This is a genomic window from Longimycelium tulufanense (assembly GCF_014645795.1).
GTDB classification, from domain to species: domain Bacteria; phylum Actinomycetota; class Actinomycetes; order Mycobacteriales; family Pseudonocardiaceae; genus Longimycelium; species Longimycelium tulufanense.
Genome location: NZ_BMMK01000015.1, coordinates 46050 through 65337, shown reverse-complemented (window position 1 = coordinate 65337; position 19288 = coordinate 46050). Strand labels below are relative to the sequence as shown.

Genomic DNA, 19288 nt, shown 5'->3' with positions numbered 1-19288 from the left:
CGTCACCTCACGTACTGGGTGAACCGGTCGACGCCGCCGATGTCGGCCACCCACCGCACCAGCTCCCGCAGCCCGGCTTCCTGTGAGACCACCGGGCGGTAACCGAAGTCCCGTTCCGCGGCCGAGGTGTCGTAGGTGGTCGAGCGCGTCAGGAGAGCGAGCGAATAGCGGGACAGCGGCGGCGAGTACCGGTGGGCGATGTAGGGCACCCGCCACACCAGCTCGACAAGTTCAACGAAGGTGTTGACAAGCAGGGGTGGGACGCGCCGGTTCGGCGGCGTGCAACAAAACATCCGGGCCACCTCAGCCAGCAGTGCCCACACGTCGGTCCGCTCGCGGTCGGCAACGAAGTAGGCCCTGCCACCCACCTGTTCCGACTCGGCGGCCTGGACACAGCCCAGTGCGGCGTTGCGGCAGTGGCACAACGACGTCAGGACCTTTCGTCCACCCGAGAGGTCGGGGAGCCGTCCGGCCCGCATCTTGGCGACGAGCCGCGGCATGAAGCCGTGCCAGTCGCGCGGTCCCCAGACGCCGCGAGGCCGAATGGCACAGGTCCTGAACCCGGTGTCGTTGGCCTGGAGCACGATGCGCTCGGCCGCAGCCTTGGTCTCGGAGTACAGGTTGAGGTGCCGCTGCGGATACGGCTGGTCCTCGGTGATGTCCAACTGATCTCCGCCGGTCATGACGGCGCTGGGCGTACTGACGAAGACGAACGTGCGCACCCCGTTGTCGCGAGCGGCGTTCAACAACAGGCGGGTTCCCAGAACGTTGGTGTCCCAGAACTGTCTTCTGCTTCCGTAGTCCGTGACCCGGGCCGCACTGTGATGGACGACGGAGACACCTCGGGTTGCCTCACGTACGGCGACCGGATCGGTGAGGTCGCCGTAATGGAGTTCGACATCGCGCAGGGTGCTGAGATAGCTACGGTCACTGGAACGCTTCACCAGGGCCCGCACCTGGTGACCGGCCTGCAGGCACTCGTCGACGATGTGGCTACCGAGGAAGCCGGAGGCACCTGTCACCAGCACCCTCATCCGTGTTCCCCCTTCCGCCCGGAGTCGGCGCGCGGTGGGAGGCTCCTCCACCACGTTGCTCCGTACAGCAGCGTCCGCCACACCACGGATGTCCTGGTGAATCCGGCCTTTCTCGCACGACGCAACGCCAGTGGAATCTGTGCTGAATGAACGATCACACTCAGGAACGCATCAACCCAGAACAGCTTCCGCAGCAACGGCGCCCGGTACGGGCGAACCACGCCGTAGAGCAGGAACAGCCAGCCGGCGACAGGCACGGCACAGAGAACCCGGTCCCGCCTGGTGGATCGCCCTGCCGGCGAGATCTGGCGCTCCGCCCACGAAGCCAGCGCACGTCGGTTGATCTTCGCATTGTGCCGGATGTCGACCGGGAACTTCGGCGGGAACAGGAAGTGGTCGATCCCACTCGTCATGGCATGGCGTTGCGCGATCGCACGCAGCTCACGCCGGACCCGGCGCTGTTCGTCGTCCGACAGCTCCGGGCGAAGCTCCACACAGATCACCGGGGTTTGGCGTTGTCGCTCACCAATCCCGACGAGCGCGGTCCGGTGCACATCGGGGTGCGCATTGAGGATGCCTTCACAGCGAGCCGTATCCAGTGGCCCAGAAACGGTATATACTCGTTCGCTTTTCCGCCCGCAGAACCAGATGCGGTTGTCTTCGTCGATCCAACCGAGGTCGCCGGTGCGATGCCAGACCCGGTCTCCCTGTCGGATCTTGGCGAAGGCGTTCGCATGCAGCGGAGCGTGGTACCGGCGGCTCACCGAGGAACCGGAGAGGGTGATCTCCCCCACCTCTCCGCGGTCGACGACCAAGCCGTCCGACCACTCGGGTAGCGGATCCTCGGTGACCCGGACAACCGTGGCCTCCACGCCCGTGACGGGTCGACCAACACACGTCCCACTGCCCTCGTGTGTTTTCACCCGCGTCCCGGCCACGATCTCCGCGGCGTCGATGGCTGCGATCGGCAATGCCTCAGTTGCCCCGTAGGTGGCGAAGAACCTGTTGTTGACGGGTGGTCCCAACGTCTCGAGCATCGAGGCCACGATCGCGTCGTCCACCGGTGCTCCACCGGACACCACGCAACGCAGGTTGGAGAGCTGAAGCCCGTTGTCACGCGTGTGACTGCTGAGTCGGGCGAGCAGCGCGGGCGAGGCGAACATCGTGCTGACCCCGAAGCGGTTGATCGCCTCCACGAGCACCTGCGGGTCCGCCTTGGCGACCTTGGTGGGGTTCACCGGGGGAAGGACCGCGGTGGCGCCGAGGAGCAGATCGAAGATCCCGAACAGCGGGAGTGTCACCAGCGAGACGTGATCGCTTCCGTGTCCGTGTGTATCGATGATCTGCCGAAGCATCGCGTCGAGCATGCCGTGGGTGTATTCCACCCCCTTCGGCGCACCGGTGGAGCCGGTGGTGAAGTTGATCGCGAGTAGGTCATCCGGAACCATCGCGGTGTAGGGCGGTGTGCACCGTCGGGCCGCCAGGTCGCGAAGGCTCGGACCGTTCCAGAACCACCGCGATCCCGCGGTCACGTTCACCTTGACCGAGGAGAACGTGGTCCGGTTGAGGACGCGGACCGCGTGTGCCTCGGGAATCCCGATGAATGCTTCGGCCCCGACGGTCCGGTAGCAGTGCAGCATCCGACGGACACCCATGCCCGGATCAACCATCACCGGGACGGCACCGATCTTCAGTAGCCCGAAAACAACCGCGAACAGTTCGGGGGCCGGGCGAAGCATGAGGATGGTCTTCGTGCCCTGACCTATGCCGAGGTCGGAAAACCCCGCGGCGTAGGCGTCCGACTCATGGTCGATCTCGCGATAGGTGCGGTGGCTGTACACCACACGTCCTCCGCGCTCCCCGTCGGCGTAGATGAGGGCTTTCTTGTCAGGTAGTTCCCGTGCGTGACGTCGCAGCCGTTCCGGAATGGCTAACTCGCTGCTCGAGTCTTGTGTGGCCTCGGTCATCAGCTCTGCGGCTCCGGACGGTAGAGGGCACACGCCGTGGTCATCCCGGCCCCGGCGGCGACGAACAACAGTTGTTCGTGCGCACGCACTTGTCCGCTGGCAACCGCCTCCTCGTAGGCGAAGGTCAGTGCCGAGGAGTGCGGGTCGCCCTCGACCCCCGTCGCGGTGAGGGCGGACTCCTCGGGTACGCCGAGACGTTGCGCCAGTTGGATGGCGAAGTCCGGGGTGGGCCTTGAGGTGACGAGCAAGGTGCCGGTGAGGTCGACGTTCTCCACCTGGACGTACTCGCGGACGGCCTCGGCGGCCAGCGCCACCAGTTGGTCCACGTAGTCGTCATCCTGCTGCACGGTGATGCGGCGGCGTCCCTCTGTGCCCATCGTCGAGACGGGGAGGTAGCCCTCGACACCCCGTCGTGCACCGGCACTGACCCTGACCCGTACCCGTCCGAATCCAGCTTCGGTGTCCAGACCTCGCTGGAGCAGCATGGCGGCACCGGAGGCGGCGTAGGGGAACTGGTGCGTGTCCTTGTCCCGGGCGGAGCCGTTACCGGGGTGTGCGTCGCCGGACACCACGAGCGCGTACTCGGCGTTCCCGGATCGCAGGTAGGCATCGGCGACTTGGACCGCGTTGAGCATGCCGCAGGCACCGTTCATCAGGTCGAAGGAGAACCCGGGCGTCGGAGTGGGGTGTTCGATGTAGTCGAGGTTGATCCCCACCTCCTTCTGGATCAGCGCGGCCATGGCGGGCTCTGCCATGTTCCGGTCGCGGTACACGCCCGCGTTGATGAGCAGGTCGACCTGGTCGGTGCTGATCCCGGCGCGCTCGAGGCACCGGGTCGCGGCGGTGGACGCGTGCCGGATGGAGCTGTTGAGGGCCGGGTCCGCGCTCACCGCGGTGGCCTTGATGGTGGTTCCCACATCACACCTCGAGAGACGACACGGTGGCGGACAGGCAGCCGGTGACCACACCGGAGGCGGCCGGGACGAGCAGGAACTTGGCGCCGGGCCGCACCCGGCCCGCCTTCAGGTACTCGTGCAGCACCACGAAGTGGGACGTCGACGAGGTGTTCCCGGTGTCGGAGACCACCGCGGGAGACTCCGGCATGGGGCTACCGAACGCAGCCTCGCCGAACCGGTTGATCTTCGCGATGAAGCGGGTACCGACCTGGTGGTGGATGACGTAGTCGAACTGCTCGTCAGCGAAGGTGCGGCCCATCTTGGCCAGCAGGTCGCCCTGGAAGCTCGGCCACAGCCGCAGCCGGTCCTCCTTGTGCATCTGCTGGTTGTCGGTGTAGAGGGCGATACCCTGGTTGGCGTCGCTGGGCATCCCGATGCACAGGTGGGAGTACTCCGCGCAGGTCATCAGCTCCACGTAGTGGATGCGGTCGTTCTCGTCGGTGGACTCGTCGAGAATGGCCGCCGCTGCCGAGTCCCCCACGGTCAGCGAGGCGAACTGCGGGTCGTAGGGATCGGTGATCTCCCGCACGGCCGTCTCGGCAATCGCGGTGATCTGCTCACCACTGACCACCATGCCGTTGCGCACCACGCCGGCCTTGATCAGGCGGTCCAGTATCTGGACCCCGGTGATCATGCCGGCGCAGGCGTTGGAAACGTCGAAGTGGATGGCCGAGCGCGCACCGAGTTCGTCGGCCAGCATGAGTGCGAACGAGGGTTCGAAGTAGAACCGGTCCGGCCCGCGGAACCGGGTGATCGACGTGGAGATGATCACATCGAGATCCGCTGCCGCGTACCGGGATCGACCCAGGCACTCGCCCGCGGCGCGCAGGGCCATCGTGAAGGAGTCCTCATAGGACTCCGATGTCGTGTCGTGGACGTGTCTTCTGCGGATCCCGGTGACTGTTTCCAGGTCGAACGGCGGGGTGTGTTTCATCCGTGCCACGAGATCCCGGGTTGGTACCACCGTGGATGGCAGGTAAGCCCCGATCGACTCGAAACGGGTGTGCGTCATCGCCTCCTCCTTCGGACCGCCGGTCGTCGGCCAGCCGTGACCCACCCCGGGCATGCCCGGCAGCGGGCATGACGGGTCCGGTACTTGCCACAGCGGCGGACGACACTGACCGCACTCGGTCGTGACTTCGGTCTTCAGGGGACTCAGCGGAACGACTGTGTCCCGGTAGGTCGACCTCCGGCCCGGGGAGGTGCCTCACGCTGAGTAGGTAGACCGACATTCATAGTTATAACTAGGGTGATCATGTCCGTCAACTCGCTGTGATCAAGGAGGGTCTCGTGCCCAGGCCGCGGTCGGACTCCAAGGACCGGATCCTCGCCAGTGCCCGTACGTTGTTCCGTCGGCACGGCTACCAGGGCACCGGCCTGGCGCAGGTCATCGAGCACAGCGGGGCACCGCGCGGATCGGTCTACTTCCTCTTCCCCGGTGGGAAGGAGGAGATGGCGGTGGCGACGGTCACCGAATGGGCCCGCGAGCTCCGCCAGTTCATCAGGCACCACCGCCGGGAGTGCGCCACGGCGCGGGAGTGGATCAGCACAATGGCCAACCACTTCGCCGAGGAGCTGCGTGCCTCGGGATTCCTCGAGGGACTTCCCCTCACCACGATCGCGCTCGACTCCGTGCCGCGGTCCACGGCGCTCACCGTTGCCTGCCGCGCGGCGTACGACGGCTGGGTGGCGGAACTGGGGGATGGCCTGCGGGCACACGGGACCCCCGCGACGCAGGCACGAAGCCTGGCCGAGTTGATGCTCGCGACCCTGGAAGGCGCCGTGCTGCTGTGCCGGGTCGCCCAGTCCACCGAACCGATCGACCGCATCCTGCCGCACATACTGGCCGCGGTCGAGAACGCCTGATTCATTGTGATCAATACCAACCCGCGTGGGGACGCGGCCAAGCCGCTGCCACTACGAGGAAACACCACGAGTTGAAGCTGGCCGAACGTGGCCGGTCGGTGCGTACCTCGCTGGCCGCGCGGTCACTTCGGTCGGGACACCGCCGAGAAACAGTGGGGCGCGCAGACCGCCTACAACACTATGAGCAGCGCGAGGACAACCACCCGACGCGGTCGGTGTTGCCCGCAAACTCCGCATCCCCTTCAGGGCATGCCGTCTTCAGGGCATGCCGCGAAGACCGATCGTGGCGCTCGCCCGGCGCACGGTGGCGCAGCCGTGCCGGGGAAGCAACTCGTCGAGGAACGCATAACGCTTCAGGCTCTCCCCTTCTCGCCGGCCCATGTGCCGCCACCATGCGGCGATGTCGCACCAGCCCGGTGCGGACAGCGAGCCGCCGAAGTGCTGCACCGACAACGCCGCGCATAGGTTGGCGAAGTGCACCCGGTCGGCCAGTGGCCAGCCCGCCAGCGTCCCCAACACGAAGCCGGCGCCGAAGACATCCCCCGCACCGGTGGGGTCGAGGGCGTTGACGTTGAGGCCGGGCACGTCGACCTCCTCGCCGGTCCGGGAGTCGAGGGCGTACGCGCCGGCGCTGCCCCGAGTCACCACCACCACGGGCACGATCTCGGCAAGCACGGCCGCCGCGCTCCGCACATCCTCCTTGCGCGTGTAGCGGGTGGCCTCGACGGCGTTGGGAAGGAAGACGTCGTAGCCCCGCAGCTCACGGAGGCGGCTGGGTTCCCACTGCTCGGTGGGGTCCCAGCCCACGTCGGCGAACAGCAGTGCCCCCTGCTCCTTGGATCGCCAGACCCACTTGTCGTTGTGTAGGTCCACGTGCACGAAACAGGCCCGGGTGAGCGGTGGTGGTCGGAGTAGGTCGTCCGCACCGACCGGCGCGGGATGCCCGTGGGTGACCATGCTGCGGTCACGGTCCAGGGACAGCGACACCGTGACCGGGGAGTGCCAGCCGTAGAACCGGCGCGAGTGGCTGAGGTCCACCCCTTCCTGGTGCGCGAGGACCTCCCAGCAGAAGTCTCCGTAGACGTCCTCGCCGAACGCCGCGGCAAGGCCGGTGCGCAGTCGCAGCCGGCTGAGCGCCACCGCGAGGTTGGCCACCCCACCGGGGCTGGAGCCCAACCCGCTGGCCCACACCTCGGTCCCGGCCGTCGGGGGCCGGGACAACCCGGTGAAGATGATGTCCAGGAAGACGGTGCCGGACAGCAGAACGTCGAGGTGGGGCTGCCGCCCCGCGGGACCGTTGCGGCCGGCCTCGGCCACGCCCGGTAGGCCGGTGACCGACTCCGCCATGGCACTCGCCTCCCGCGGTCACGGACGGTGCTGGTTGGTGGAGTCTCCCCCCGTCATGTCGGGCGCGACAACTTCGTGGGCGAGGATGCGCCGGACGGGCTAACCCGATGCCACGGGCCCGGGCCGCGGGCCGCGATGTCGTTCGCGACTGTTAGGGTCCGCCCGACCTTTCTCCTTACGGGAGGCCGGACTTGAGGCTCGTCATCCTGGGTGGCGGGGGCTTCCGGGTGCCCGTGGTGCACGGTCGCCTGCTCGACGACCCGCAACGGCTGGTGGCAGAGCTGGTGCTGCACGATGTGGACCGATCCCGGCTCGAGGCGATTCGTGCCGTGTTGGACCAGCAGGCCCGGGACCGGCCGTGGCGGCCGCGGCTGTGCGTGACCACCGACCTCGACCAAGCTCTCGACGGCGCCGACGTCGTCTTTTCCGCGGTGCGGGTGGGCGGCCTGCAGGGGCGGGCGCTGGACGAGCGGATCGCGTTGCGGCACGGCCTGCTCGGGCAGGAGACGGTGGGCGTGGGCGGGATCAGCTTCGCGCTACGCACCGTCCCGGTGGTCCTGACGGTGGCGCGGCGGCTCGCGGCCGTGGCTCCCGCTGCCTGGCTGATCAATTTCACCAATCCCGCGGGTGTGGTGACCGAGGCGATGTCGGCGGTACTGGGTGACCGGGTGGTGGGGATCTGTGACTCCCCCGTCGCGTTGTTCCGCCGGGTGGCCGCCGCGCTCGGGGTGGGGATGGACCGTGCCTGGTTCGACTACGTGGGGCTGAACCACCTCGGTTGGCTGCGCCGGGTTCTGGTCGCGGGTCGGGACGAGCTGCCCCGGCTGCTCGACGATCCCGAGGCGCTGGCCGGTGTCGAGGAGGGGCGGCTGTTCGGCGCGTCCTGGCTGCGCACCTTGGGTGCCATCCCCAACGAGTACCTGCACTACTACTACTTCGCCCGCGAGGTGCGGGAGCAGGTGCTGGCGCAGGAGATCACCCGGGGAGAGTTCCTGCGGGACCAGCAGGACCGGTTCTACGAGCAGGTCCGCGGGGCCACCGACCGGGCCCTGCAGCTGTGGACCGAGGTTCGGCAGGAGCGGGAACGCACCTATTTCGCCGAGGGGCGGGCCGTCGCCGGGTCTGGTAAGCGGGCCACGGAGGATCTGACCGGTGGCGGGTACGAGGAGGTGGCGTTGCGGCTCCTGCGTGCGGTCGTCACCGGGCACCGGGACACTTTGGTGCTGAACGTGCGCAACCGGGGCGTGGTCGCCGGCCTCGATCCGGACGCCGTGGTGGAGGTGCCGTGCCAGGTGGACGGCAACGGCCCAAGGCCGGTGGCGCTGGGGCCCGTGGAGCCGCACTTCCTCGGACTGATGCAGCAGGTGAAGGCCGCCGACCGGGCGACGATCGCGGCGGCCGTGCACCGGTCGCGCCGGGATGCGTTGCTGGCCATGGCGGCACATCCGCTGGTCGACTCGGTGCGGGCGGCCGAGCGCGTCCTTGACGACTACGTTGCCGCCCTACCGGGGCTGGCCGACCTCGCGTGACGGACGCGCGACCGATCTCGCGGGGAGGACCACGGACCGGGTTGAACCGGTGGCCGGGTTGGGAACCGGGGCGTGACCAGGTGGCCGACGACGGTTCGGAGTGGGCCGACGCACAAGCGCGTCGCTCGTGTCGCGGTCACCACCAGCCGTGCGAGGAGCGTCGGGCGCGGGTTCGCCCCAGATGGCCGATGGCGTCGAGCAGGGCCATGCAGCGCGCCCGGGTGTCCGGCACGGTGTGACCGCCGTCGGCCAGCTCCTCGCGGGACAGCACGACTCGCTCGGGGTCCACCGCCGGGTCGAGGTCGGCCATGTTCACCAGCTCCTCGAGGTTGCCGACAACCGTCGAGGCGGTGTCGTGCTCCCGGATCCAGCGCCGGTACTCGTGCGGGAACCGGAGCAGGCACTGGCCGAGGAAGAACGGTTCCAGCCGGGACCCGGGTTCGGGTGTCCAACCGTCGCCGGCGAGCACGGTGTCCCGGAACCACCGCAGGGCGACCGCGACCGTGATGCCGGCCAGCTCGTCGGCGGCGTCGGGATCGTCGAGCGCCGGGTGCCTGGTCAGCTCGACCGACGTCGCGTCCCGGACCCGCTGGAAGATCGTGCCGGTCGCGATCCAGTCCGCCAGCACCGCGTTGGCGTGCCGGGCCAGTTCGGACAGTCGGGCGGGCCAACAGACCTCGTCGGTGGAGCGGGCCCGCTGCCGCGGGACGGTGACGCCGCCGCGCAGGACCGGGGCGGGACGGAGGGTGGTGTCCTCGTGCGACGGAGCGACCATGGCTACTCCCAACAACATCACGTTGCGCTTCCGAATCAGTCACAAACTGTGACAGGCAGGGTCCGGTCGAGGACAGGTGCGGCGGCCGAGGTCATCACCTCGGGGCGGGGAATGACGCGATGAGAGCACCCGAGGTGTCCCTGGGTGGCCGGGGTGGGGCGGGAAATCCACCCGGCCAGCCGTGTGCGCGAAATAAATCGAGTGAACTCGCCGGGCTGCCGTGCCCGCGGACGTGAACATCTCCCGCCCTTCGCCGAGGGCGGCCGCACAGGGAAGACCCGCGAACTCGCGGGTAGGCTCGCCGGGAACGATGTCCGGCGAGCGCGCTGTTGGTAGGTCATGTCACAACCTGGACCGACGATCCACACGATCAGGCGTGCCGGCGAGCACGAGATCGAGATCAGGAAGTCGCGGTTCGTCTGTGCCCTCGCCCGGGTGCATGACGAGGCGGAGGCCCGTGCCTTCATCCAGGCGCGCCGCAAGCTCCACTTCGACGCTCGGCACAACTGCTCGGCCTACGTCCTCGGGGAGGACGGCGGTACGCAGCGGTCCAGCGATGACGGGGAACCTGCTGGGACCGCGGGGGTGCCCATGCTGGAGGTGCTGCGGCGGCGGGGGCTGACCGACACGGTCGCGGTGGTGACGCGCTACTTCGGTGGGGTACTCCTCGGCGCGGGTGGACTGATCCGTGCCTACAGCAGCGCCACGGCCGAGGCGATCGACCGGGTGGGGGTGGCCGAGCGTCGTCCGGTGCGCGTGGTGTCCACCGTGGTCGACCACGCCAGTGCCGGCCGGTTCGAGAATGATCTACGCGGGGCCGGCTATCTGGTCCGGGACGTGCACTACGGGGACCAGGTTCGTTTCGAGCTGGCCGTCGCCGAACCCGAGATCGCCTCCTTCGAGTCGTGGCTTGCGGAAACGACCAGCGGCCGCGCCTCGGTGATACTCGGCGAGCCGACCTTCGTCGAAGTCGACGTCTGACCGAGCGCTCAGGATCGTGGCTGGCAGCCTCGGGTAGATACCCCTACGCCGGTGCCGCGTGCACCCGAGAGTCACGGCCACCGTCGACGAGGAACGCCGTCCTCGGCATGGTCGTGCACCACGACGAGAACGGCGTACCAAACAGTCTTGTTGTCAGCTGGCGAGCCGAAGCTCCCGCCCCGGCAGTCTGGAGCCTGCCGTGCCAGCCAGGGTCCAGGCACCGTGCGCTGCGGCGTTGGTGCTGGTTGCCACCACGTTCGCACCGACGTTGTTGATCGTGTCGCAGCGCGCGTGGTAGCAGGGGTCGTTCCCGCTGGCGATGCCACTCACCGGTACCCCGATATTCTTGAACGAGGCGTGGTCGGAGCGGCCACCGATATTCATCGGACGGGTCTGGACTCCCTTGCTGCGGAAGTGGTTCTCGAACATCCGGCGCAGGTTCGGGTCGTCGTTGTAGACGCCCCACGTCCTGGTGTTCTTCGCCCCCACCATGTCGAAGTTCAGGTATGCCTTGATCTTCGACCGCTCGGCGGCCGGCAGGTTACCGGTGTAGTAGCGGGAGCCGATGAGGCCCAGTTCCTCCGCGCCCCACCAACCGAACCGCAACCGCTTCTGGGTCTTGAGGTTGGTGCGGGCGACCGTCAGCGCGGTCTCCAGCACTGCGGCCGATCCGGAGGCGTTGTCGTTGATGCCGGGCCCGGCTGGCACGCCGTCCAGGTGTGCGCCGAGGAACACGACCTGGTTGGGGTCCCCGCTGGGCCAGTCGGCGATCAGGTTCCATCCGGTGGCGCCGCGGTAGGAGAACGGCTGCAGGCTGGTGCGGAAGCCGGCCGCGTCCAGCTGGGACTTGACGTAGTCGACCGAGGCCCGGTAGCCGGGTCGGCCGTGGGCGCGGTTACCACCGTTGCGGTCGGCGATCGCCTGGAACTGGCGCAGATGCCGCATGATGTTCTCGGCGGGGATCTGCGGTGGCGCGGAGAGTTCGGCCCGGGCCGGTGCCGCGCCGAACGCCGGTGCCGGGCCGAGTAGCGCCCCGGCCACGCCCACCAGCAGGGCGAGCACGACGCCCAGCAATGCCTTGACGGACTTCATGTGGATCCTCCGGATCGCAGGGGTGTGGCGGCGGCACGACTGAGGCGCCGGTGCGGCCGGCGGGAGCGCGCCGTGCGCCGACCGCACCGGCAGCACGGGGATCTACGACCGCGCGTTCGCGTCGTAGAGGCGCTTGGCGGTGGCGCCGAACACCGAGCCGCGGGCGTAGCTGACGCCGTCGCCCGCGGTGTGGTTGGCCCAGAGCTGGCCCAGCCCGGTCGGGGAGCTCGCCCCGGTCACGTAGCCACCCCCGCTGCTGCCCGGCTGGGTGGCGCAGGAGGTGGTCGCGGAGCCGCCGTTGACCCGGACCGGCTGGTGGCAGTAGGTCAGGTCGCGCCCGGTCCAGCCGCGTTGGCCGGGGTAGCCCCAGATCGTGGTGCGCCCGTCGACCGGCCCGTTGAAACGGATCCCGCTGGCGCCCACCACGTCCTGCAGGAACCGGCCGTTCAGCCGGTTGACAACGACCACCGCGTGGTCATTGCCACTGGTCGCCACCCTGCGGGCGGACCATCGTCCGTAGGGTGCGTCGCCCTTGCCGGCGGAGTTGTAGGCGGGGACGAAGGTGACGTTGCCGGCACCGGCGACACAGTGTGCCGCCGTCCAGACCAGGCTCTTGTTCGGCGCGGTCGCCACAGCGGCGGAGCACCAGCTGTTGCGGCCGTTCTTGGTGTAGAAGACCTTGCCGTGGACCCGCTTGTCGGGGTCGGTGTACGGGCGTGCGACGGCGGTCAGCCTGGCCACTTCGGTGGGCTCGACGCTCGCGTCGACCGGGGGATCGGAGACGTGTTCGGTGTGGGGTGGCGCGGGTTCGGGAACGGCCCCGGCCATCCGTTCGGTGGTCCAGTACCGCGTGGCGTCGTCGGTGGGGTCGCCGGCCGCGCCCGCCGCGGGCGCGCCCAGCAGGAACGCAGCCACGGCCGCCAGTGACGCGGCCGCCCGCCAGCCGCCGCTCGTACCGCCCATGGAATGCCTCCTCGTCGCGGACATCCGTGCAGGGGTGCGGCGGCTGGGCTTCGACGCTGGACTGTAGAGCCGATCCCGCTCGGACGGTCGTCGCTGGCGGATTGCCGCCTGACCGGCTCCCGTCGAACGGCCCTACTGCGGCGGAACCGATCACTGGTAGGACTGTGCTGGACGACGGATTCGCCGCTGCGGCAAGGAGTTCGCCACGTGTGGGAGGCCCTCGGACTGAGTGCGGACGAGGAGCGGGTCCACGAGCTCGTCCTCGCCCGACCCGGGCTGACGACGGCCGAGCTGGCCGCGGTGGCTCGCCGTGATCGCGCGGCTACAGAGGAGGTGCTGCGGTCGTTGGACGCCCGTAGCCTGGTGACCCGTGACCCCCGCCGACCCGACCGGTGGGTGCCGGTACCGCCGGAGGCGGCCGTGGAGGCATGCCTCGGCCCGTTGCAGGAGGGGTTGGCCCGAGCCCGCGCGTTGTTGCCCGGGCTCATCGCGTCCTACTCGCGGGGGCGGGAGGGTCCGGCCCCCGTGCAATTGATCCGTGGCCTGCCCGCGATCGCCGACTGCTGGGCGCACCTGCAGCGCTGCGCCCGTTACGAGGTCTGGCAGTTCGACAAGCCGCCCTACGTGGGCACGCCCGCCAACCAGGCCGCCCGGGCGACGCCCAGCGGGGGCGTGGTGTACCGGACGGTGCACGAGGAGTCCGGCGTCTGTGACGAGACCATGCCGGAGCTGGCCAACCGCAGCCGCCGGGGCGAGTTGATCCGGGTCCTGCCCGACATCCCCACCAAGCTCGCGTTGGTGGACCGGCAGTGGGCGTTGCTGCCGGCGACCACCAAGGGTGATCCGCCGGATGCGTTGCTGGTGCGGGTGCCCACTCTCGTCTCGTTGCTGGCCAACCTGTTCGAGGCGTGCTGGCGGCAGGCCACGCCGCTGGTGAGCCTGCCCGACCGGGGCGGTGCCGATCCGAGCCTGAGACGCCGGGTGCTGGCCTTGCTCGCGACGGGGATGACCGACCGCAACATCGCGTCGCAGTTGGGGATCGGGCTACGGACGACGCAACGGCACGTGCGTGCGTTGATGGACGTGCTGGGGGCCCGCAGCCGGTTCCAGGCCGGGGTGCTTGCCGCGCAGCTCGGCCTGCTCGAGCCCGGGGAGGCCGTGGCCCGCCGGCGTAACGGGGCCCGGCTCACCCCCGCCCAGAAGGACACCCAGGTCCGGGACGTCAACGCTCAGGTCAACTGAGCGACACCGGCGTCGGCTGTCCCGAGACCTCCCTGGTTTCGGGACAGCCGACGTTTCCCTGTCACATCGGCATCCGGCGAAGCCGGAACGGTTGCTCGGCCTGCCCGACCGGACCTCGGCGTGCTGGGCTCAGGCGGCGCGCAGCCGGCCGGAGAGACCGACGATGGCCACCGCGCAGGCGAGCACGACAACGAGGCCCACGCGCAGGTTGAGCGCGTGGGAGACGTAGCCGATCAACGCCGGTCCGAGCAGGAAACCCAGGTAGCCCACGCTGGACACGGCGGAGATCGCTGCGGCCGGCGCGTGGAACCGGCGGGCGACCGAGGCCATCACCTGGGGGAACACCACCGAGGCTCCCGCGCCGAGCAGCCCGAACCCCACGATCCCCACCGCCGCGGTCGGCGCGAGCAGCGTGACCAGGACGCCGGCGGAGGCGACCACGCCGGCCACCCGCACCACCGGGGACTGGCCGAACCGCCCGGCCAGCCAGTCACCGGCGAACCGGCCCCCGGCCATGGTCAGCGCGAAGCTGGCATAGGCCAGGCCGGCGGTCCCGGGGCTGGCGTGGAGGACGTCGCGGAGGTAGACCGCACTCCAGTCGGTCGCGGCTCCCTCCCCCAGCAGCACGGCGAAAGCGAGGACGCCGAACGCGACCAGAGTGCGGTTGGGTCGGGCGAAGGGCCGGGCACCGGGTGCGGGCGGGTTGCGCACGAAGTGCGGGGCGAACCCGACGGTCAGGGCGAGGAGGACAACCGCGACGCCGACCAGGTGCCAGTGCACCGGGAGACCGGCATTGGCGATCGTGCTGCCGGTGAGGGAGCCAGCGAAGGCGCCCAGGCTGAACACCGCGTGGCAGGTGGACAGCACCGGCCGGCCCAGGACACGCTCCAGCAGGGCGGCCTGTCCGTTGAGCACGACGCCCAACGCGCCGTTGGCCGCGCCCAGCAGGAACAGGGCCAACCCGAGCGAACCGGCGCCATCGGCCCACGGCGGGATGGCGATGCTGACGGCGAACAGGCCGAGGCAGCCGATGGCGAGCACGGCGGCGTCGAGCCGGGCCGCCAGCGCGCCGGCCAGCGACATGCCGGGCAGCGAGCCGACGGCCAGCATCAGCAGCAGGGTGCCCAGCTCCGCGTGGTCGAGCCCGAGCCGGTGGGCGACGTCGGGGACGCGGACGGCCCAGTTGCCGAAACCCACTCCCAGGGCGAGGAAACCACCCGCCACCGCGAGGAAGGCGAGCCGGCGCCGCCGGGCGGTCGCGGTGGGGGCGGGGCGCGGGACCGGGCCGGAGGTGGCGGCGGTCCCGGGACGGCGGTCAGCAGGCATGGCTGTCCCTTCACAGCGCGCGACACGTCGGAGGAAGTTTTCGAAATATGTCGAAGAGGGGAGGACCGTGTGACAGCTGGCGACGCTGTCCAGCCGAGTCCAACGATACGAGCGACCTGGATCGTTTCCCAACCCGGATCTACGGTGAGAGACCTATTTCACCGTGAATTTTTCGGCAATCCGCGGGCAATGAGGACGCAATGATCACCTGGCCGGACCCGGAGGTGGCGACGCCACAGGTCTGCTGCGGAAACGCCTGGGACCATGATCGGCGCCCGGATATGGCGGCCTGCCAGCGAGGTGGACGAGGCTGGTTGCCCTCCCCGGCCTGGCACTGAGCCCAAAACTCGCGGCAGGCACAGGCATGCGGTGGGTTTCTCGCCCTCGTCACAAGGTTCGATGGACGGTGACAAAGGCTCGGTGGGCAAGACCCGAAGCCCTCTTCGGGTCCATGCCGTGTGTCCGATCACGACATCGTCCGGAATTCCTGGGGGCGACGGCTCGCCGCTGCCACACAGTCGGACGACACCGAACCGGTCTGGCGGACGTGCTGGTCCCAACGGAGACGGACGATCGACATTCTTCCGGCAGCGGGCAGGATGGCGGATCCGGGTTACCACCAACCAGCGCAGCGCGCGGCAAAGTCGGCCACGAGGGAGCGGGGCACGGTACACAGGTCGGCCGCTCCACCCCAGCAGCGCTCGTCCAGCTCGTCCCGGGCCGGCGACCGGTCGGCCAGGGACAGCATCTGCGCGAATCGGGTCGCCACGGCGTGGTGTCGTGGGGAGCCGGTTGTCCACTTGGTGTGGGGCCGCCGGGCGTAGAGTCCCACGACGTGCGGCCCGCTGCCGTCGGCTCGAGCGGTCAGCCCGGCGAGCTGGGTCAGCCCGTGGTCCGTACCGATGACCAGCTCAGCAGCCGCGAACAGGTCCACGCATTCCGCCGGGTCGGGGGCGTGCACCAGGGTCACGGGCAGCTCGTCGAAGCCGGGGACGGACCGGTAGGTGCGGGGCAGGACCACCGTGAAGCGCCACGGGGCACTGCGGGTGCGCATCAGCTCGCTGGCGACCGCGGCGAAATCCGCGGGGCGGTAGTCGCGGTAGGCCGGGTCGGCCTGCGAGATCACGAACACTACGTGCCAGGGGATCGTGGTCACACCCGAGGGGAACAGCGGGGCGGGCGTGTGGTCCCGGGACAGCCGGGCACCCAAGGACTGTTCCATGGCGAGGTAATGCCGCATCGGCAACGCCGAGTGCACCTCGACCACCCCGGGTGCCACGTGGTCGAGCCAGGCGGGTGGTTCCTCGGCGTTGATCCGGAACCGGACCGGTGACCGGCTCTCGGTCCGCACGATGTGCGGGCCCCACGCCTCGGTTGCGGTCACCGGGAGCGCGCATCTGCCCATCAGTCGCGCCCGGCGTCCGCTGTAGTGCAGCCGGAGGTTCGGAGTGATCTCGTGCAGGGCGGCCACGGCCGCCAACCCGAGTAACAGCTCCGCCAGCCCGCCCTGGCCGAGATCGGCGAGCCAACCGCGGGCCCGCACCAACGGCAGGCATCCCGGAGGCGGTGACTGGCCGGCGCTGCGCCGGTAACGCAGCGCCCGGCCCAGGGGTGCGTGTTCCACCGGCAACCGCTGCGGTCCGCCCCGACGGCAGCGGATGTCCCGTACCTGCCATTCGACCTCGTTCGTCGGTGCCATTTCGCGCGTTCGCACCGTGCCCACCTCCCCGGTCCGGCAAAGCCCTTGGCGGCGGGCCGGACGCGTCTAGAACTGTGGGACCGGCACCGGCGACAGCGCGTCGACGATCACGGACATCTGCCGGACATCGTCCGGACATCCTCCGTTAGCACGCTGGTAAAGATCTGGTCGATTCGTACTGTTGGCGCGAACCCGACTCCGCGAGCGTCCCGACGAGGGGGTGCAGCCGTGGCCGGCCCCAGTCCCGTTCCCCGCACCAGAGTCGAGCAGCTGGTCCGCCAACGCCGGTTGACCACACAGGAGTTCTGTGCCGAGTTCCGGGCGGCCTCGCAACAGATCGGCCGCACCATGGCGGTCTCGGAGCGACACGCGAGCCGGTGGCTGGCCGGCCGGCTCGGCGGGTTGCCGCACCCGGCGACGTGCCGGGTGCTGGAGCACATGTTCGCCGAGCCGGCCGAGGAGCTGTTCGGCCCGCCGCGGCTCGACCCGGTCGTCGGTGCCCGGGAGCCGGTCGTCGGCCACCAGGACGGTCCGCCGGAGGAGGCGACAGCGAGGTCGTTGGAGAGGGAGATCGCGATGGCAGCCACCGAGTCCGCCCGGTTCGGGCAGTTCGCCGAGCAGACCAACGTGGGCCCGCACACCCTGGAGCAGTTCCGCGCCGATGCGGCGCGCATCGTGGCGACCTATCCCAACCGCCCGGTGTATCCGGTTTTTCTGGAGTTGCGGGAGTTGCGCGACCGGGTGTTCGAGTTGTTGGAGGGGCGGCAGCATCCGAACCAGACCCGGGAGCTGTACCTGGTGGCGGGCGTGTTGTGCGGTGTGCTGGCGAACGCCTCGTTCGACCTGGGTTGGCTGGCTGCGGCCGAGACCCAGGCGCGTACCGCGTTCCTGTGTGCCGAACTGGCCGGCAGCAACACGTTGCGGGCGTGGGTCCGCGGCACGCAGGCGCTGATCACGTACTGGGACGACCGGCCGCGGACCGCGGTGGACCTTGCCGCGGACGGGTGGCGTTACGTGCCCGAGGCCGGCACGGCGCGGGTGCGGCTCGCGGCGATTGAGGCCAGGGCGCAGGGCCGGCTGCGGGACCGGCGGGCCACCGAGGGCGCGTTGCGTCGGGCCGAGCAGGCCCGTAACGAGGTGGCCGGCGAGGACGACCCGGGTGGCATGCTCGCCTTCCCGGTGGCGAAGCAGATCTTCTACGCCGCAACCGCCCGGCTGTGGCTGGGCGGGGCGCCCGATCTGGTGTCGGCTGAGCGGCACGCGCTCGAGGCGGTTGAGCTCTACCACGCCGAGCCGCCGGAGCGGCGGCGGCTCGGTGAGTTGTGCCTGGCTCGGCTGGACCTGGCCGCGGCCCGGCTGGGCCGGCAGGACCTGGAGGGTGCCGCCGACGAGGTGCACGAGGTGTTGCAGGTGTCGGCCCGGCGCCGCACCGACAGCGTGCATCGCCGGCTGCGGCAGGTGGCCAACGCGCTGCGCCGACCGCACTACCAGACCTCCGCGCTGGCAATGGACCTGTGGGACGAGATCATGAGTTTCTGTGGCGCACCAACCGTTCCCGCCCTTCCCGGCGTCGCCGGATGAACGCCGTGGTGGTGCTACGGCCCGGGCGTACCGTGCCGTGCTGGCCTGCGGGTGAGGCCGGCCGGCGCGCGGTGCTGGCGGCCGGGTTTCCCGTCGTGGACCTGCCCACCGCGTTGTGCCGCGTGGGGATCGCGGTGTCACTGGGTCCGCCGGCGGGCGTCGAGACGGTGGCGCGTCGGATCGCCACGCACGGGTTCGCGGGCATCTGCGTCGACGCCGGCCCGCCCAGCCCGGGGCGGGCGCGGCTGCTCGCGGCCATGCTGTCCGCGGCCGGTGCCACGGTGGTGGACGCCGCGGTCATCGGTCTTCTTGCCGAAGGGTTGGGTACCGCTCGGCTCTTTCTGTCCGGCCCTCGGCTTGCGGTGCGGTCGGTGGCGCGGCTGGTTGACGGGAGCCGCGTCGAGCGGGCGCGGTTGGGTGAACAGCTCGGGTGGGCGGGCGTGTTGCTGATGGCGTTCGCCTCCTACGAGACCGCGAGCCGTGCGTTGGCGGCGGCGGTGCAGGCCCTGGCCGACCGCCACGGTGTCACCGAAGCCCTACTCACCGAGGCGCTGCGCCTGCCGAGCTCGCTGGCCGACCCGGACTGTCGGCCGACGCTGGCCAAACGTGCCTGGCAGTCGGCGCCGGAGATGTATGAGGTGGCGCGCACTTTGGACGCTCCAGCGCTGCCCACCGTGTTGGCACCCGCGACCGCCGGAGTCCTTGCCGTCTGGGACACCGGCCCGGCCTGGCATACCGGTGACGCGCGGGTGGCTGGCCCACGGAGGGACGACACAGTCCTGCGGCCGGCTCCCCCTCTCGAAGGCGGGTAGATCGCCATGCCACGGACGGTGCCCCCGCTCCCCTGCAAGCAGGGGCGCCGTCCGCGCGGGCAGCGGGAGCGCGCCGGTATCGGGCGCCGGGCCGCTGCGGGGAGGAGCTTCCCCGGGA

General features: G+C 70.0%; 16 protein-coding genes. 6 read left to right on the top strand and 10 right to left on the bottom strand.

Annotated features, from left to right (window positions below):
• Positions 1-2 precede the first annotated feature (2 nt).
• The 4 genes from IEY55_RS16510 to IEY55_RS16495 are packed head-to-tail and all read right to left on the bottom strand — an operon-like array spanning position 3 to position 4969.
• Complete coding sequence (locus IEY55_RS16510) at positions 3-1034, bottom strand: NAD-dependent epimerase/dehydratase family protein (RefSeq protein WP_189058792.1); 1032 nt, start codon at positions 1032-1034, stop codon at positions 3-5.
• Complete coding sequence (locus IEY55_RS16505; RefSeq protein WP_189058790.1) at positions 1031-3001, bottom strand: fatty acid CoA ligase family protein; 1971 nt, start codon at positions 2999-3001, stop codon at positions 1031-1033. The genes IEY55_RS16510 and IEY55_RS16505 overlap by 4 nt, the downstream gene beginning before the upstream one ends.
• Positions 3001-3918, bottom strand: coding sequence for a 3-oxoacyl-[acyl-carrier-protein] synthase III C-terminal domain-containing protein (locus IEY55_RS16500; protein ID WP_189058788.1), 918 nt, complete (start codon positions 3916-3918; stop codon positions 3001-3003). Before IEY55_RS16500 ends, IEY55_RS16505 begins: the two co-directional genes overlap by 1 nt.
• Before the next feature lies 1 nt (position 3919).
• A complete protein-coding gene (locus tag IEY55_RS16495; RefSeq protein ID WP_189058786.1) occupies positions 3920-4969 on the bottom strand; it encodes a 3-oxoacyl-ACP synthase III family protein in 1050 nt (349 codons plus the stop codon).
• Positions 4970-5247: 278 nt separating this feature from the next.
• Here IEY55_RS16495 and IEY55_RS16490 point away from each other — a divergent pair, with 278 nt between their 5' ends.
• Positions 5248-5823, top strand: a complete 576-nt coding sequence (locus IEY55_RS16490; RefSeq protein ID WP_189058784.1) for a TetR/AcrR family transcriptional regulator — start codon at positions 5248-5250, stop codon at positions 5821-5823.
• A gap of 258 nt (positions 5824-6081) precedes the next feature.
• Here IEY55_RS16490 and IEY55_RS16485 read toward each other — a convergent pair whose 3' ends face one another.
• Positions 6082-7170, bottom strand: a complete 1089-nt coding sequence (locus tag IEY55_RS16485; RefSeq protein ID WP_189058782.1) for a carbohydrate kinase family protein — start codon at positions 7168-7170, stop codon at positions 6082-6084.
• A 191-nt stretch (positions 7171-7361) separates the two neighbouring features.
• On the opposite strand from IEY55_RS16485, the gene IEY55_RS16480 reads away from it, so the two are divergent.
• Positions 7362-8699, top strand: a complete 1338-nt coding sequence (locus tag IEY55_RS16480) for a 6-phospho-beta-glucosidase (protein WP_189058780.1) — start codon at positions 7362-7364, stop codon at positions 8697-8699.
• A gap of 136 nt (positions 8700-8835) precedes the next feature.
• Here the strand turns inward: IEY55_RS16480 and IEY55_RS16475 are convergent, their stop codons facing one another.
• Positions 8836-9474: a hypothetical protein gene (locus tag IEY55_RS16475; RefSeq protein WP_189058778.1), complete on the bottom strand. Its 639-nt coding sequence runs from the start codon at positions 9472-9474 to the stop codon at positions 8836-8838.
• Between the two features lie 339 nt (positions 9475-9813).
• Between IEY55_RS16475 and IEY55_RS16470 the strand changes: the two genes are divergently transcribed.
• Entirely contained in the window at positions 9814-10455 is a 642-nt protein-coding gene (locus IEY55_RS16470) for a YigZ family protein (RefSeq protein WP_229686457.1), read from the top strand.
• A 153-nt stretch (positions 10456-10608) separates the two neighbouring features.
• On the opposite strand, the gene IEY55_RS16465 is transcribed toward IEY55_RS16470, so the two are convergent.
• Positions 10609-11547 carry a M20/M25/M40 family metallo-hydrolase gene (locus IEY55_RS16465; protein ID WP_189058776.1) on the bottom strand — a complete coding sequence of 313 codons (939 nt, stop codon included), beginning with the start codon at positions 11545-11547 and terminating at the stop codon, positions 10609-10611.
• A 102-nt stretch (positions 11548-11649) separates the two neighbouring features.
• The gene (locus tag IEY55_RS16460; protein WP_189058774.1) at positions 11650-12510 is read right to left on the bottom strand and encodes a trypsin-like serine peptidase; all 861 of its coding nucleotides are present in this window, start codon (positions 12508-12510) and stop codon (positions 11650-11652) included.
• 207 nt (positions 12511-12717) lie between these two features.
• On the opposite strand from IEY55_RS16460, the gene IEY55_RS16455 reads away from it, so the two are divergent.
• Positions 12718-13752, top strand: a complete 1035-nt coding sequence (locus tag IEY55_RS16455) for a helix-turn-helix transcriptional regulator (protein ID WP_189058772.1) — start codon at positions 12718-12720, stop codon at positions 13750-13752.
• 129 nt (positions 13753-13881) lie between these two features.
• Here IEY55_RS16455 and IEY55_RS16450 read toward each other — a convergent pair whose 3' ends face one another.
• Positions 13882-15078 carry an MFS transporter gene (locus IEY55_RS16450; RefSeq protein WP_189058770.1) on the bottom strand — a complete coding sequence of 399 codons (1197 nt, stop codon included), beginning with the start codon at positions 15076-15078 and terminating at the stop codon, positions 13882-13884.
• Positions 15079-15691: 613 nt separating this feature from the next.
• Positions 15692-16792: a glycosyl transferase family 9 gene (locus IEY55_RS16445; protein WP_189058768.1), complete on the bottom strand. Its 1101-nt coding sequence runs from the start codon at positions 16790-16792 to the stop codon at positions 15692-15694.
• A 213-nt stretch (positions 16793-17005) separates the two neighbouring features.
• On the opposite strand from IEY55_RS16445, the gene IEY55_RS16440 reads away from it, so the two are divergent.
• Both IEY55_RS16440 and IEY55_RS16435 read left to right on the top strand, forming a co-directional pair.
• The gene (locus IEY55_RS16440) at positions 17006-18358 is read left to right on the top strand and encodes an NsdA family TPR-like regulatory protein (RefSeq protein WP_189058766.1); all 1353 of its coding nucleotides are present in this window, start codon (positions 17006-17008) and stop codon (positions 18356-18358) included.
• Complete coding sequence (locus IEY55_RS16435; protein ID WP_189058764.1) at positions 18355-19170, top strand: DUF1932 domain-containing protein; 816 nt, start codon at positions 18355-18357, stop codon at positions 19168-19170. Before IEY55_RS16440 ends, IEY55_RS16435 begins: the two co-directional genes overlap by 4 nt.
• Positions 19171-19288 lie beyond the last annotated feature (118 nt).

Bases quoted from the DNA above. Each gene is read 5' to 3' on its own strand.
- IEY55_RS16510 (WP_189058792.1), bottom strand. From the start codon at position 1,034: ATGAGGGTGCTGGTGACAGGTGCCTCCGGCTTCCTCGGTAGCCACATC.
- IEY55_RS16505 (WP_189058790.1), bottom strand. From the start codon at position 3,001: ATGACCGAGGCCACACAAGACTCGAGCAGCGAGTTAGCCATTCCGGAA.
- IEY55_RS16495 (WP_189058786.1), bottom strand. From the start codon at position 4,969: ATGACGCACACCCGTTTCGAGTCGATCGGGGCTTACCTGCCATCCACG.
- IEY55_RS16485 (WP_189058782.1), bottom strand. From the start codon at position 7,170: ATGGCGGAGTCGGTCACCGGCCTACCGGGCGTGGCCGAGGCCGGCCGC.
- IEY55_RS16475 (WP_189058778.1), bottom strand. From the start codon at position 9,474: ATGGTCGCTCCGTCGCACGAGGACACCACCCTCCGTCCCGCCCCGGTC.
- IEY55_RS16470 (WP_229686457.1), top strand. From the start codon at position 9,814: ATGTCACAACCTGGACCGACGATCCACACGATCAGGCGTGCCGGCGAG.
- IEY55_RS16465 (WP_189058776.1), bottom strand. From the start codon at position 11,547: ATGAAGTCCGTCAAGGCATTGCTGGGCGTCGTGCTCGCCCTGCTGGTG.
- IEY55_RS16460 (WP_189058774.1), bottom strand. From the start codon at position 12,510: ATGGGCGGTACGAGCGGCGGCTGGCGGGCGGCCGCGTCACTGGCGGCC.
- IEY55_RS16450 (WP_189058770.1), bottom strand. From the start codon at position 15,078: ATGCCTGCTGACCGCCGTCCCGGGACCGCCGCCACCTCCGGCCCGGTC.
- IEY55_RS16435 (WP_189058764.1), top strand. From the start codon at position 18,355: ATGAACGCCGTGGTGGTGCTACGGCCCGGGCGTACCGTGCCGTGCTGG.